The organism is Psychrobacter aestuarii (assembly GCF_904846035.1).
Taxonomy (GTDB): domain Bacteria; phylum Pseudomonadota; class Gammaproteobacteria; order Pseudomonadales; family Moraxellaceae; genus Psychrobacter; species Psychrobacter aestuarii.
Genome location: NZ_CAJGYT010000001.1, coordinates 327,456 through 341,639, shown reverse-complemented (window position 1 = coordinate 341,639; position 14,184 = coordinate 327,456). Strand labels below are relative to the sequence as shown.

Annotated in this window: 13 protein-coding genes and 1 CRISPR repeat array (1 of these 14 cut by a window edge); of the genes, 4 read left to right on the top strand and 9 right to left on the bottom strand. The window is 50.7% G+C overall.

Going from position 1 to position 14,184, the window contains the following annotated elements:
- Window positions 1-68: 68 nt before the first annotated feature.
- From accC to JMW05_RS01260, 4 genes are all read right to left on the bottom strand, one after another.
- Window positions 69-1,427 carry an acetyl-CoA carboxylase biotin carboxylase subunit gene (gene accC, locus JMW05_RS01275; RefSeq protein ID WP_201503622.1) on the bottom strand — a complete coding sequence of 453 codons (1,359 nt, stop codon included), beginning with the start codon at window positions 1,425-1,427 and terminating at the stop codon, window positions 69-71.
- 98 nt (window positions 1,428-1,525) lie between these two features.
- Window positions 1,526-1,960 carry an acetyl-CoA carboxylase biotin carboxyl carrier protein gene (accB, locus tag JMW05_RS01270; RefSeq protein WP_201503621.1) on the bottom strand — a complete coding sequence of 145 codons (435 nt, stop codon included), beginning with the start codon at window positions 1,958-1,960 and terminating at the stop codon, window positions 1,526-1,528.
- A 228-nt stretch (window positions 1,961-2,188) separates the two neighbouring features.
- Entirely contained in the window at window positions 2,189-3,595 is a 1,407-nt protein-coding gene (locus JMW05_RS01265; RefSeq protein WP_201503620.1) for an MATE family efflux transporter, read from the bottom strand.
- A gap of 354 nt (window positions 3,596-3,949) precedes the next feature.
- Window positions 3,950-4,432, bottom strand: a complete 483-nt coding sequence (locus tag JMW05_RS01260; protein ID WP_201503619.1) for an EVE domain-containing protein — start codon at window positions 4,430-4,432, stop codon at window positions 3,950-3,952.
- Window positions 4,433-4,569: 137 nt separating this feature from the next.
- On the opposite strand from JMW05_RS01260, the gene hemW reads away from it, so the two are divergent.
- The gene (gene hemW, locus JMW05_RS01255; protein WP_201503618.1) at window positions 4,570-5,829 is read left to right on the top strand and encodes a radical SAM family heme chaperone HemW; all 1,260 of its coding nucleotides are present in this window, start codon (window positions 4,570-4,572) and stop codon (window positions 5,827-5,829) included.
- Between the two features lie 110 nt (window positions 5,830-5,939).
- On the opposite strand, the gene JMW05_RS01250 is transcribed toward hemW, so the two are convergent.
- Window positions 5,940-6,080, bottom strand: coding sequence for an entericidin A/B family lipoprotein (locus JMW05_RS01250; protein ID WP_201503617.1), 141 nt, complete (start codon window positions 6,078-6,080; stop codon window positions 5,940-5,942).
- 386 nt (window positions 6,081-6,466) lie between these two features.
- Between JMW05_RS01250 and JMW05_RS01245 the strand changes: the two genes are divergently transcribed.
- On the top strand, window positions 6,467-7,015 hold the full coding sequence (locus JMW05_RS01245) for a tRNA (cytidine(34)-2'-O)-methyltransferase (RefSeq protein WP_201503616.1): 549 nt from the start codon (window positions 6,467-6,469) through the stop codon (window positions 7,013-7,015).
- Window positions 7,016-7,073: 58 nt separating this feature from the next.
- Here JMW05_RS01245 and JMW05_RS01240 read toward each other — a convergent pair whose 3' ends face one another.
- From JMW05_RS01240 to tusD, 4 genes are all read right to left on the bottom strand, one after another.
- Entirely contained in the window at window positions 7,074-7,412 is a 339-nt protein-coding gene (locus tag JMW05_RS01240) for a TusE/DsrC/DsvC family sulfur relay protein (protein WP_406947438.1), read from the bottom strand.
- Window positions 7,413-7,414: 2 nt separating this feature from the next.
- Window positions 7,415-7,744, bottom strand: a complete 330-nt coding sequence (locus tag JMW05_RS01235) for a hypothetical protein (RefSeq protein WP_201503614.1) — start codon at window positions 7,742-7,744, stop codon at window positions 7,415-7,417.
- A gap of 86 nt (window positions 7,745-7,830) precedes the next feature.
- Window positions 7,831-8,154 carry a hypothetical protein gene (locus JMW05_RS01230; RefSeq protein WP_201503613.1) on the bottom strand — a complete coding sequence of 108 codons (324 nt, stop codon included), beginning with the start codon at window positions 8,152-8,154 and terminating at the stop codon, window positions 7,831-7,833.
- Window positions 8,155-8,233: 79 nt separating this feature from the next.
- On the bottom strand, window positions 8,234-8,626 hold the full coding sequence (gene tusD, locus JMW05_RS01225; RefSeq protein WP_201503612.1) for a sulfurtransferase complex subunit TusD: 393 nt from the start codon (window positions 8,624-8,626) through the stop codon (window positions 8,234-8,236).
- A 329-nt stretch (window positions 8,627-8,955) separates the two neighbouring features.
- On the opposite strand from tusD, the gene glnE reads away from it, so the two are divergent.
- Window positions 8,956-11,808: a bifunctional [glutamate--ammonia ligase]-adenylyl-L-tyrosine phosphorylase/[glutamate--ammonia-ligase] adenylyltransferase gene (glnE, locus tag JMW05_RS01220; RefSeq protein WP_201503611.1), complete on the top strand. Its 2,853-nt coding sequence runs from the start codon at window positions 8,956-8,958 to the stop codon at window positions 11,806-11,808.
- Between the two features lie 205 nt (window positions 11,809-12,013).
- Window positions 12,014-12,943, top strand: a complete 930-nt coding sequence (locus JMW05_RS01215) for a branched-chain amino acid transaminase (RefSeq protein WP_201503610.1) — start codon at window positions 12,014-12,016, stop codon at window positions 12,941-12,943.
- A 132-nt stretch (window positions 12,944-13,075) separates the two neighbouring features.
- Window positions 13,076-14,184: direct repeats of the CRISPR family, unit length 32 nt; unit sequence GTTTCAATCCACGCACCCGCGATGGGTGCGAA (it continues 7,208 nt past the right edge of the window).

Below are 14,184 nucleotides of genomic sequence, written 5' to 3'. Positions count from 1 at the left end.
ATAAAAAAAGCCGCTATCCCTATAGCGGCTTTTTTGTGTTCGGCTAATATGCGCTCGCGCATCAAACCTTACGCTTTTTTGTCTTCTTTTGGTGCCAGCAATACTTTTTCTAAGTAATGGATGTTTTGCGCTTCATTGTAGAATTTATCGTCTGACAAAATTACATCGCGGTGCAATGGGATGTTGGTTTTGATACCTTCAATGATAAGCTCATCCAAAGCCTGCAGGGTTTTTGCAATTGCTTGACGACGCGTCTGTCCATGACAAATCAGCTTACCAATCAGTGAGTCATAGTAGGTTGGGATGTCATAATCAGGGTAGAGATGCGAGTCAAAACGCACGCCTGCGCCACCTGGTGTGAACAGCTGAGTCACTTTACCTGGTGATGGCATAAAGGTCGCTGGATCTTCGGCGTTAATACGGCACTCAATCGCATGACCTTGGATTTGAATCTCGCTTTGGCGGTAGGACAGACCATAGCCTGCGGCAATTTTTAATTGCTCAACCACCACGTCAACACCAGTAATCATTTCGGTGACGGGATGTTCAACCTGTACGCGAGTGTTCATCTCAATAAAGAAGAACTCATTGTTTTCAAACAAGAACTCAAACGTACCCGCGCCGCGATACTTGACCAGTTCACAGGCGCGTACGCACGCTTGCAAAATAGGCTCGCGCACATCGTCTGGGATGTCTGGGGCAGGGGCTTCTTCTAGTACCTTTTGGTGACGGCGCTGCAATGAGCAGTCGCGGTCGTATAGGTGGATGGCGTTACCATTACCGTCGCCCAAGACCTGTACTTCGACGTGGCGTGGGTTTTGTAGGTAGCGCTCCATATAGATGGTGTCATCACCGAACCACAGCTCTGCTTCTTGCTTGGCGGCTTGGACTTGACCGATCAGCTCATCAAAACGCTCAACCACACGCATACCGCGACCACCACCGCCAGCAGCGGCTTTGATGAGTAGCGGGAAACCAATGTTACGCGCTTGCTCTTCGGCATTGTGCAAGGTTACTGCGCCGACAGAACCTGGTACGGTCGGTACGCCTGCTTTTTTCATGGCATTAATGGCAGAGACTTTGTTACCCATCAAGCGAATGTGGTCGGCATTTGGACCAACGAAGGTCAACCCTGCTTCTTCGACTTGTTCTGCAAATTCAGCATTTTCTGACAAAAAGCCATACCCTGGGTGAATGGCGTCGGCACCCGTGATTTCTGCCGCAGTCAAGATGGTATTAATGTCCAAATAGCTTTGGTTAGCATTGGGCTTACCGATACAAATGGCTTCGTCTACAAAACGCAGATGCATCAGGTTCTCATCAGCGGTGGAATACACGCCAACGGTCTCGATGCCCAGCTGTTTACAGGCACGGACGATACGTAGCGCAATCTCACCTCGGTTGGCGATAAGCAGTTTTTTTATCATGGGGTCATCCTCATCAAAGCGGCAGGGGTATCAAAGGCGCGTCTGCCAGTTGCAATAACGGCGCACGCCTTTGATGTCTAATAGTTGGGCAGTGAGCGTTAGGCTTTATAGCGGATAACGGGCTGACCGAACTGTACCACTTCAGAGTTGTCTACCAAAATCTCAGCGATGATGCCGCTTTGTGTTGCTTCTAGCGGGTTCATGATTTTCATCGCTTCGATGATGCCAAGCGTATCGCCTGCCTGTACTTTTTGACCAACTTTAACGAACGGTGGGTCATTTGGCGTTGGCGCTGCGTAGAACACACCGACCATCGGTGAGGTTTCAACGCTACCCGCTTTTGCCGCAGGTTTGCTGTCAGCAGCAGGAGCACTTGGTGCAGGCGCTGCTGTTGGTGCTGCCATCATAGCAGGCGCTGGCTGATCGTAATGACGGGTTAGGCTTACGTAGTCATCACCTGAGCTGACTTCAAGGTTAACCAGCTCTTTTTCTTCCATCAAGTCGATGAGGGTGCGTATTTTTTCAATATCCATAATAGTAATGATGCCTTATAGTAAAATTGAGAAACAGTCTGCGTGACAAATAATGTAACAAAATATGGTTTCGTTGGTGCTAATGATACCTACATTCAACAAAATGAGCAATCAATGTACACTTGTGAACTCAATATTTTTACATATTACTGACTTAGGTTGCAAAGTTGTGCAAGGATTTGACAGCCAAAAGACGCGCCATCTTGTCTATCGCACAGTCTAGCGACTTTATGCGCCCGACGTCAGTGCCGATTGGTAATCAGGCTCCGAGCGCCACGCTTTTTCGAGGCGCGCTTGCTGATAACGCAGACGCCATGTGAGCAGTACCGCAGCCAAAAACAATCCTGTCACCAGCGCCATCCAAAATCCTTGCGCGCCCACATCGGTATAACGCACAAGGTAGGTGCCAAGCGGCAGTGCTACCAGCCAATAACAAAACAGTGTCAGCCACATAGGCACAGTCGTGTCCTGCATACCGCGCAAAATACCTGCAATATTGACCTGCCAGCCATCAAACAGCTGATAACCAAGCGCAAATATCAATAAGTGAATGGCCTGCTGCTGCACCGCCACATCGTCGCTAAATGCCGCCGCAAGCTGCGGGCGAAACAGCCAAATGCCAATCATGCACAAGCAGGCGATAATCAGTGTCCAAATCAGCCCTGTGCGCTGCACGCCTTGCAACGCCTCAAGGTTTTGCTCACCAAAGCGGTTCGACACCATAATCGTCAGCGCCATCGCCACTGAGATGGGTATCATAAACAGCTGCGAGGTGATTGACAGTGCCACTTGATGCGATGCGACCGCCAGCTCACCCAAAGGACTGATGACCAAGGAGGCTAGGCTAAAGAGGCTTGCCTCAAAAAAGATGGCGATACCAATCGGAATACCAAGTTTTAACAGCTTGTTGATTTGCGGGCGGCTCGGTTTGGCAAAGCCATAAAAAAAGCGCGTACTGGCGAATTGCTGGCGCTTAGAAAACGCCGTATATGCCGCAAGTAAAAGCACATTAATCCATAAGACTATCGCCGTTGCCACCCCGCAGCCTGCGCCGCCCAAAGCGGGCATGCCAAAATGTCCATGAATAAAAATATAGTTTAAGGGAATGTCCGCGAGCAAACCTGCAATACTGATAATAGTAACAGGCTCAGGGCGACCGAGCGCCTCGCAATAACTGCGTAGCACGGCATAGATTGCCAGTGCAGGAAAGCCAAACGACACCCCATGCAGGTACTGTGCGGCTTTGGGCTGGATATTCTCAGGCACGCCCATCAATGGCAAGACTTGCGGCATCAGATTGACCACAATAAAGCCAATAATACCAATCAAGCCCGCTGCCCACAGCGACTGCTGCGTGATGTGCGGTACGTGGTCGTGGCGGTTTTGCCCGACTGCTTCGCCAATCAAGGGTGTGGTGGCAATCAAAATACCCGTCGCCAATAAAAACAGCGGCAACCAGATGCCCGAGCCAATAGACACCGCCGCCAAATCCAGCGCGGATACCCGTCCTGCCATAATCGCATCAACGACACCCAGCGCCGCTTGGCAAAACTGGGTAATCAAAATCGGCAACACCAACACACCGAGTCGGGCGCTATAACACTTAAACTCGGGAAAAGACAATGGAAAAATCATAACAGACAACTAAACAGGCGCAGCGCCGATCTATATGCACACAACGATGACACCGCTTGCTTTAAAAACCGCTCAGTTGTGGTTTTTAAAGCAAGCTTTTGTCCGTGTGACGTAAAAACAGTGGCTGCTAAAAATAAAAAAAGCGCGGGAACACAATAGCGATGCACCCACGCAGCAAAACACGTCAATCGTTTGACAATGTGACCATAAAAATAACCCGCACATCACAAAATGCACGGGCTTTGGCTAAGATGGTAAACAAGTGTATAAATGAAGTCAACCGCCCGCACAAGGCGAACGCTTACCCCTCAGTCACATTACCAGTATGAGTCATAGGACTCTGTCGCCATACGGTCACTCTGCCGTAATCAGCCCCTTGTCTTCGGCAAGTCCCATAATCGCGTGCCAATGCTTGGGCGCTAAGGGCAATACGGTCAGCTGTTCGCAGCCTTTTTTAAGCAGTAGGGAGTCTTCAAGGGCAGGTAAGGTTTTTAACGCCGTTAAGGGGAGTACGTCATCGAATGCGCGCTCAAAGCTGACCTCGACCATATACCAGCGCGGGTCGTCTTCAGTCGCTATCGGATCATAATGGCGGTGCTCAGGATGAAACTGCGAGGGGTCTGGATATCCTGCTTTACTTACATGCATAATGCCTGCCACGCCTGAGGGTCGGGCACTGGAATGATAAAACAGTACTTCGTCACCAACTTTCATCTCATCACGCATAAAATTACGCGCCCGATAGTTGCGCACGCCGTCCCATGTATCGCTGCCCAAACGCGCCAAATCCTCAATCCCAAAAAATGCAGGATTGGACTTCATCAGCCAATATGCCATTAATGACTCCTTATGCTTTTCATGTATTTGTTGTTTTCTTTTTCAATGTAAGCCGTTATCCTACAGCCACCCTGTTGCTTTGATAGTCAGGCGCTAGGGTATTGATTGTTTTTATTATTTTAGCCTAAGTGATTGTTATGCCTGTATACGATGCGTTACCCAGTACACTCCGCCTAGATGTGACGCAGATTCCATTGGCGCTTTATATTCATATTCCGTGGTGCGTCAAAAAGTGCCCGTATTGCGATTTTAACTCGCATGAGCTAAAGCCTGACGCCGATGCTGCCATGTATCGTGAATATGTGGACACGCTGCTGGCAGATGCCAAGATGCAGCAGGCGTTGGCGCAAGGGCGGGTTATCAGCTCGATATTTATTGGTGGCGGGACGCCCTCATTATTGCCCATTAATGAGTACCAGCGCTTGTTTGATGGCTTGCGTGCTTGCTTTGCGTGGGCGGCAGACATTGAAGTGACGATGGAGGCGAACCCAGGTACGCTCGAGCACGCGCCCTTTGCCGAATATCTGGCGGTGGGTATCAATCGGCTGTCTATCGGCGTACAAAGCTTTGATGCCGATAAGCTCAGCAAACTTGGGCGCATTCACAATCCTGAACAGGCGATGAGTGCGATTAAGCAAGCGCGCGCGGCAGGCTTTACGCGGGTCAATGTGGACTTGATGCACGGCTTGCCTGAGCAAAGCGCGGACGAGGCATTGTACGACATCAACACCGCACACGCGGCAGGCGCGACGCACATTTCATGGTATCAGCTAACCATTGAGCCAAACACCGTCTTTTATCGCAATCAGCCTGTTTTGCCTGACGAGACGCATTTAGAAGCGATTGAGGATGCAGGACAGGCGCTCCTCACGCGCTTGGGCTATCACAATTATGAAGTCTCCGCGTGGGCGGGCACGGATGATCAGCCGTGCCGTCACAATATCAATTATTGGCAATTTGGGGATTATTTGGCGATTGGTGCGGGCGCGCATGGCAAAGTGAGTATTGATAGCAATGACCAAAATGCGGCGCGCTTATTAACGACCGAATCGGTCACAGCAGGGCAAATATATCGCTTTAGCAAGTCACGACTGCCAAAGGACTACAGCCCCTCTATAAACACGACCCACACCACAAGCGCCGCGCCAAAAATGGTCAATTGGCAAGCGATAGATAAAGAGGAGCTGGTCAGCGAGTTTATGCTCAACGCCTTGCGTTTGCATCGCGGGGCATCTTGGGACTTGTTTGAGGCGCGTACAGGTTTGCCGCGCAGTACGATTGAGGGGACAGTGACTGAGCTGGTAGGGCAAGGACTGTTAGCGCAGGGCGATGCGGGCATTATCCCAAGTCCGCTTGGTTTGCGTTACTTAAACCAAGTGCTGCATGCTTTTTTATAGCCTTTTTGATTGACCGTTCATCGAAGATGATTAACTGTCAGAAATAAAAAAGGCTTACGATGAAGTAAGCCTTTTTTATTGCATATAAGCGATTTTCGCTAGAAAACAGCTTAGATTTTGTTTTGTACTTCTTGTGCGCTACCAGTAACGGCGTTGCCTGCGCTTGACACGTCTTGGCCTAGACCTTTAAAGGTGTTGCAACCCGTTAGTACAAACATAGCTGCCATAGATGCGATGATAAGTTTTTTCATAATAACGTCCTCAAATGATGGTAAGGCTGTGCCTTTATGGTTAAAAATAACCGTATAATAAAAGCGACAACGTCTTTGTAGCCACAATATAAAGCAAAGCACTTTACTACCGTTGACCGCATATAGGATAACATTGCACAATAAGCAGCAGTTTTGGACATCTTGTCCGTATTCTGAGCCGTTTGTGTCTCCTTTATTGGATTCATCATAGTGAAAGATAAAATCTGTGCCCAGTAGTAAAGTGTAAGTATTGATAAGAAACTGTAACTTTAAAGTACAATCACGTAATGTAACGCCGCTTATATACGGTATTCTGTAGGGTTCGCGGACTGCCGTGAGCACGCATTTATTTTTAATTTTTATTATTTCTCGTCTTTGGAAATGTTATGACCATTCATATTGTCTTGGTATCCCCCAAGATGCCCAGCAATACGGGCAACATCATCCGTCTGTGTGCCAATACAGGCGCAGAGCTGCATTTGGTCGAGCCACTGGGGTTTGCGCTTGATGATAAAAAATTGCGCCGCGCAGGACTCGACTATCACGAATACGCGCACCTGCAAGTGCATCAAGATTGGCAAGCCGCCCAAAGCGCACTACAAGCGGCAAATTGCACGCGCATCGTGGCATTAACCACCAAGCTGAGTCAGCCGTTTTATGAGTATAATTTTGGCGCAGCAGAGGCGGGTGCAACAGAGGCACCATCGGTGGCGTTGGTGTTTGGCTCAGAAACCGCAGGGCTGAGCGATGAGGTACGCGCTGCTATCGGTGAGGGCAATTGGCTGCGTCTGCCGATGCTGCCTGACTCGCGCAGTCTGAATCTGTCAAACAGCGTGGCGATATGTCTGTATGAAGTGTGGCGTCAGCAAGGTTTTGGCGGTGATACAGGGCGCAGTGTGGGCTATGAAACACTGACGGTCTACGACCCAAAATAATATCCTGTAAAAAGCCGTCTGTATCAAGACGGCTTTTTTTATCAATAAAGCGAAAAACTTATAAGCAATTGGGCGGCTTGGGCAAGCCTGCCACGCGGTTGACGTGGCGCGCGACCAAGCCTGTATTAAACAGCTGCTGCAATTTTTGGTTGCTGATGTCGTGCTCGGGTAAGGTCTTTTGTAGCCATTTAATCAGCGGGCGCGTGGCGGGCGGGTGATTAAAGGTATCAAAAAATTGCCGCACTTGGGTCAAAATCGCCAAGTGTGCATCAGTCAGCTGTACCTCTAAGGTATCGGCGAGCTGCTGCGCGACCACGGGCGTCCATAGCGTGTGGTCACAAAGATGTCCATCACTATCGAGGGCAATCGTGCCGAGGGCGTCTGCATCTGTATTCATAGTCATAGGGCGATACTGATAATTTGTTGAAACTGCGCATCTTGGGTCAAGTCTACCCACGCGCTGTCACTGAGTGTCTGTGTGAGTTTATCATGAAGTTTAAGACGCTCGAGCGTTTGCGCATCTAGCGCGTTGATATCTTGCTCTAGGGCGTAGAAGGCGTGACAGTCGGCGAGGTCGTGCTCGTTCATGCTCATCTGTAACCAGTCGATATAAGCGGCGCTGGCATCCAACAATAAGATGCTGTCGCCCGCCTGCCATGTCGAGGCCATGTGCGCGACGCTGTCATTGAGCGCAGCGCCTGTGGTGTGGAGTTGATAGAGTGTCGCCATAATGCCTCGTTATTTGTCTGTCGCTTGCGGCGGTGTCTGTGGGTCGATGGCAGCGATTGTACAATCGCTATCAAAGCTGATATGTTTTAAAGGCTTAAGACTTGGTCAAACGCCTGCGTGTCGATATGCTCAGGCGCGAGCACCAACTGGCTGGCGACGTCGGCAGGCAAGACGCCCACCAGCCAACCGCTCAAGGTGTCATCAGGTAACCATGCGGGCGGCAAGTCATACAAGTCGAGCGCCTGTATCATACCATGCAGGCGTGAGGTTGGCGTCATCAGCTGATTAAAGACATTGGGTGTTAAGTACAGTTGCACCTCGTGCCCAAAGGTCGCAAGCGTCAATGCCAATGCGCAGCCCTCGTAGCTGAGCAGCTCAGATGCGCCTTGTAATTGAATGAGTAGTTTCATGAGTTCCCCAGAAGATGGCGGTGGTCTTAAATAGCGGTAAGGTCAATTGAATGCAGCTTTATGCGTTACCTGTTTGGTTTTAAAAAGACAGCATGCGCGCCTCTGCCTGCATAAGGCTGGCAAGCTCGCCCAAACCCACCAAATCAAACCCTGCCGCCAGATTGTCGCCCGTTAACTGATGGCGCGTGCCATTATCGGTGTCGGTGATACCGCGACTGAGCGCCGTACTGACGCATACGGGCAAATCCAGACCGTGCGCGCTCGCCAGACTCTGCCACGCTTCGGTGATATTAAACTGCTCTGCACTTTGCCAGCGTAAGCGATTGGCAATACTTGCCGCATCGGCATAAAAAAAGACGGAGAGCAGTTTGGCGTCATGGGCTTGTAAAAATGCCTCAGCATAGCGCAGCGCCAGCATCGCCATCGGGTGGCTTGGGTCTTTGGTCAGCAGCAACAAAGTGGGGTGCGTCATATCTGTGGTATCCCATCAAAAAAACAAGGACGGCGTCGTCCAGCCGATGAGGTATTATGGCAAAAAATCGCCGTGACGCAACCTTTGATAGCGCGCATACAAAAAGGTTATTACAAAATGGCTAAGAATATGTGCCCGTGATACTGCCTGATGCGCTAGGTTTGTGCTAGAGTTTTTGTGCTACGATATCTGCCTGCTTTGTTTGTAATTTTACGGTGTTATCTATAATTTTAATAATATTCATGTATCGCTGTGCTGAGGCTGCCTCAGACCACCATAGCGAGCCACTATAACGGTGTCTTGCCGTTTTGTAAGGAGTCTATACCACTATGTCATCTGCGACGCCAAGTGCCTCCAACCATCAGCCGACCGCCGCCCAAATCGAGGTGCTGTATACGGCAAGCGAGTTCGCTGCGCAAATTTGGGAAAACCGTAGCGCCTCGTGCCAAACGTTTTTACGCAGCTATCCGCTAGAGACCACCTTGACCCGCCAGCAGATTGACGACTTGATTCAAGACTACACCTTGGATGACAACTACCAACTGGGCGATGAGCCGTTGGTCATGAAAGGGCTGCGCCATCTGCGTATGCTCTTAATGATGCGCTGGATATGGCAAGATGCGCTTGGGCTGATTCGCCTTGAGCAGCTGACCGATGAGCTGTCTGAGTTTGCAGATGGCTGTATTGTATTTGCCAAAGACTACAGCTACGCGCAGCTGGTCAAGCAGTACGGTCGCCCGATGTTCACTGACAGTGAGGGCGCGCGCCACGTCGATGAAATGGCGGTGATGGCGATGGGCAAATTGGGCGCGCAGGAGCTGAATTTATCGAGTGATATTGACCTTATTTTTGTGCATCAGTCGCAAGGCGAGACTGATGGGGATAAGGCGAAAGGCACCCGCAGCATTGATAACAAACGATTTATGACGCGCTTGGGACAAGGCATCATCCGCCTGCTCGACCACGGCACGGCGGATGGCTTTGTGTTTCGTGTGGACATGCGCCTGCGTCCGTGGGGCGATGGCAGCGACCTTGCCATTCACTTATCCGCTTTAGAAAAATATTTTGCCAAGCACGGGCGCGCGTGGGAGCGCTTTGCGTGGTTAAAAGCGCGTGTGGTCGGTCATGTCGATGACACCTTTTATGAGCGCCTGCAAGCGCTAATCAAGCCGTTCGTGTTCCGTTATTACGTCGATTACAGCGCCTTTTCGGCACTGCGTGAGATGAAATCCTTGATTCAAAACCAAGTGGCGCAGCGTGAGGACTTGGACAACATTAAGCTTGGCGCGGGCGGTATCCGTGATATTGAATTTATTGTCCAAGCATTTCAGCTGATTTATGGCGGCAGACATCCTGAATTGCAGGTGAAGTCTTGCTTGGGTGCGATGAAAGTGTTGGCTGAGCTTGAGTATATCGAAGAAGATACCTATCAAAAGCTCAGCGCCGCTTATCGCTTTTTGCGCCGTCTTGAGCATGGTATCCAAGGGATTAATGACCAGCAGACCCAACGTCTGCCGCAAGATACGCATTGGCAGAATAATTTGGCAAAAACACTGAGCTTTAGCGATTGGTCAGCGCTGATTAAAACGCTCAATCAGCACCGCAGCAATGTCAGCGTGCCCTTTGAGCGTATGGTCACCGAGCGCCAAGTGCCGACCAAAGAGGACAACCGTGCTGAGAGCGATTTTGATGCCCAAGTCAGTCAGCTCGATGCGGTGTTAAGCGATGACAGCCGCGAAAAGCTTAACCAGTTTTGGCAATCAAAGATGGTTACCAATCTGAGCGAAGAGGCCAAGGAGCGCTTGGATGCCGCTTATCCTGTGATTGTCCATGCACTATTGACCTATGAGGACAAGCGCCCACTGATCAACGCCGCGTTGCCGCGCCTGATTGCGCTGCTTGAGGCGATTTGCCGCCGCTCTATTTACCTTGTGATGATTGTCGAAAACCCGAATGCCACCACGCAATTGATACCGATGCTCGCCGCCAGTCCGTGGATTGCCAGCGAGCTTGCGCAGTATCCTGTTCTGCTCGACACCTTTTTGCAGCAGCGCTACCGCCATTTGCCTGACCAAGCCGAGCTGCGCGACATTTTGCGCCAGCAGCTGCTGCGCGTCGAGCCTGATGATGAAGAAGAGATGCTCAGCGCACTGCGCCTGTTTAAAAAGAACCAAGTACTCGCCGTGGCGGCAAGTGACGTGCTTGCCGAGCGCCCGATTATGAAAGTCTCGGACTCCTTAACCTATATCGCCGCCGTGGTGCTGGAGGCGGCGCTGGAGCGTGCCTTTAATGAGATGGTCAGACGCTATGGCTATCCCATCGGCAGCGATGGCGACCCTGTGACCGAGGCGCATTGCGGTTTTGCCATCATCGGTTATGGCAAGCTCGGTGGTCTTGAGATGTCGTATGCGTCCGATCTTGACCTGGTGTTTTTGCATCAAATCCAAGAGCAAGGCATGACCACAGGCGAAAAATCAGTCAGCGGCATGAAGTTCGCGGCGCGTCTGGCACAAAAGCTGATGACCTATCTAAACACCCAGACCCGCGACGGCCGCGCCTATGAGATTGACATGCGTCTGCGCCCCTCTGGCAATGCAGGCATGATGGTGGTCTCCTGCCATGCCTTTGAAACCTATCAGCTCGAAAAAGCGTGGGCGTGGGAGCATCAAGCGCTGGTGCGCGCGCGACCCATCTGCGGCGATGAGTATGTGATGAGACGCTTTGAGGAGATTCGCCGTACCGTGCTTACCCAGGCGCGTACCTTTGAGGCGGTCTGTACCGATGTTACTAAGATGCGCCAAAAGATGCGCAAGCATTTGGGTAGCAGCGAGCGCCAGCAGCAGGCAGGCAAGTTCGACTTAAAACAAGACGCAGGCGGGGTCATTGATATTGAGTTTTTGGCGCAGTTTGTGGTCTTAGCGTACTCGCACGACCACCCAAGCCTGACCAAGTGGACAGACAATGTGCGTATCTTTGCTGAAGCGGCAGCGCTTGGCATTTGGGACAAAGCGGTGTGCCAAGACTTGACCGAAGCCTACTTGCATATCCGCGCCGCCACCCATCAACTGGCGCTCTCAAAGCAGCCGCTGCTGGTCGATGAGATGCCATGGCACAACACCCGCACCTTGGTACAAGCGCAGTGGCAACATCTGATGGGCGTGGAGGACTGCGCCAGACAATAACCAAAACCGACGCCATGGCAAAACCAAAAGATTGTATTTTGCCGCGCTGCCAGTGATATAATCGAAAACGCGGTTTTGGGCATGAACCATAACAAGGATGAATGGCATACAAACGGCGATTGATTTATCATGCTAAAACCCAAGACGTATTCCTATTTTTATTTTCACAAGAGAGTTAGACCCGCGCTAGCATAAGGATTATTCAATGAACATGGCAACACAAGACGGCAAACTTTGGATGAATGGCACTATTATTGAGCAGCCAGATGCCAACATCCACGTACTGACCCACAGCCTACACTATGGTATGGCGGTATTTGAGGGCGTGCGTGCGTACCAAACTGCCGACAACCGTACTGCCATCTTTCGCCTAAAAGAGCACACCGAGCGTTTGCTTGGCTCAGCGCGTATCTTCCAAATGGACGTACCGTTTAATGCCGCAGAGCTGGAGCAAGCCCAAAAAGATGTCGTCAAGCAAAACGGTCTGGCAGAAGCCTATATCCGTCCACTCATCTGGGTCGGCGCAGAAAAGCTCGGTCTGTCATCGCGTGACAACAGTATCAATGCGATGGTTGCCGCGTGGCACTGGGGCGCGTATCTCGGCGAAGAAGGTATCCAAAACGGTATCCGCGTCAAAACCTCATCGTACACGCACCATTTGCCAAACGTGACCATGTGTAAGGCAAAAGCCTCAAGCAACTATCCTGTGTCAATCATGGCAAACCAAGAAGTCACCCGTCATGGCTATGACGAAGCCATCTTGATGGACCCACAAGGCTACGTTTGCCAAGGCTCAGGCGAAAACTTATTCCTCGTGAAAAACGGCGAATTGCACACCCCTGATTTGGCAGGTGGCGCGCTGGACGGCATCACACGCCGCACCATCATTCAGTTCGCTGAAGATTTGGGCATCAAAGTCGTTGAGCGTCGTATCACCCGTGATGAGTTTTATCTTGCTGACGAAATCTTTATGACAGGCACAGCGGCAGAAGTCACGCCTATCCGCGAATATGATGACCGCACCATCGGTAATGGTGGACGTGGTGAGCTGACTGAGAAACTACAGACCCTATACTTTGATGTGGTACATGGTCGTAATGAAAAATACATGGACTGGCTCAGCTTTATTGACTAAGTCTTTGCCAATTTGTATGAATAAAAACCAAGGTGCAATGCCTTGGTTTTTTTGTTTTGTAAGAGTGGATTTTAGTTTCGCATCCATAATGGATAAGAAGCAACTGTCGCAAAAGTTGCGACAGTTCAGACCTTTTCAATCCAGTCACTTGTGATGGGTGCGAAGGGTATTTTTGTCATAATCACGACTACATTATGCGTTTCAATCCACGCACCGGCGATGGGTGCGAATCAAAGCACGCTAACCAATAATGCGCAAACTATGTTTCAATCCACGCACCCGCGATGGGTGCGAAACGACACATCACCGACCACATCGTCCTGCACTGGTTTCAATCCACGCACCCGCGATGGGTGCGAAGGTCTCCTTCCTGTCTTTGCGCAAAGCAATCACGTTTCAATCCACGCACCCGCGATGGGTGCGAAGGCTTCGTGATTATTTAAACAAAGCTTATCCAAGTTTCAATCCACGCACCCGCGATGGGTGCGAACGAGCTGAAACACATAGCCGCCCATGACCGCGTTGTTTCAATCCACGCACCCGCGATGGGTGCGAACTGGCGTACGGTCGACCATCTGTTTGGCTGGGCGGTTTCAATCCACGCACCCGCGATGGGTGCGAAAAAGAAGCCTACGTCAAGGAAGTAGCGCAGAAATGGTTTCAATCCACGCACCCGCGATGGGTGCGAACAAATGAGTTAAAACCATGTTTAACAAGCTATCAGTTTCAATCCACGCACCCGCGATGGGTGCGAACCGAATCTAGTTCATCGAGCGTAAACCCCACCGAGTTTCAATCCACGCACCCGCGATGGGTGCGAAAATGATGAAATCATAGAAATAGCTGTGATTGATGTTTCAATCCACGCACCCGCGATGGGTGCGAACTATGGGATATATTCAATTTATCCCCATAAAGGGTTTCAATCCACGCACCCGCGATGGGTGCGAATGCAAGTCTTGATTGCCTGTCTCCAATGCAGCAGTTTCAATCCACGCACCCGCGATGGGTGCGAAGCCGAATGGCTATTGGCTCGGGCACTAATGGCAGCGTTTCAATCCACGCACCCGCGATGGGTGCGAAATCATCGTTGTTCGGTGTTTACCATTGACGACTTGTTTCAATCCACGCACCCGCGATGGGTGCGAAAACATAACAGTTATAAACCCAACGCCAACGCTGTGGTTTCAATCCACGCACCCGCGATGGGTGCGAAGTGGCTTCCACATACAAATCGACTT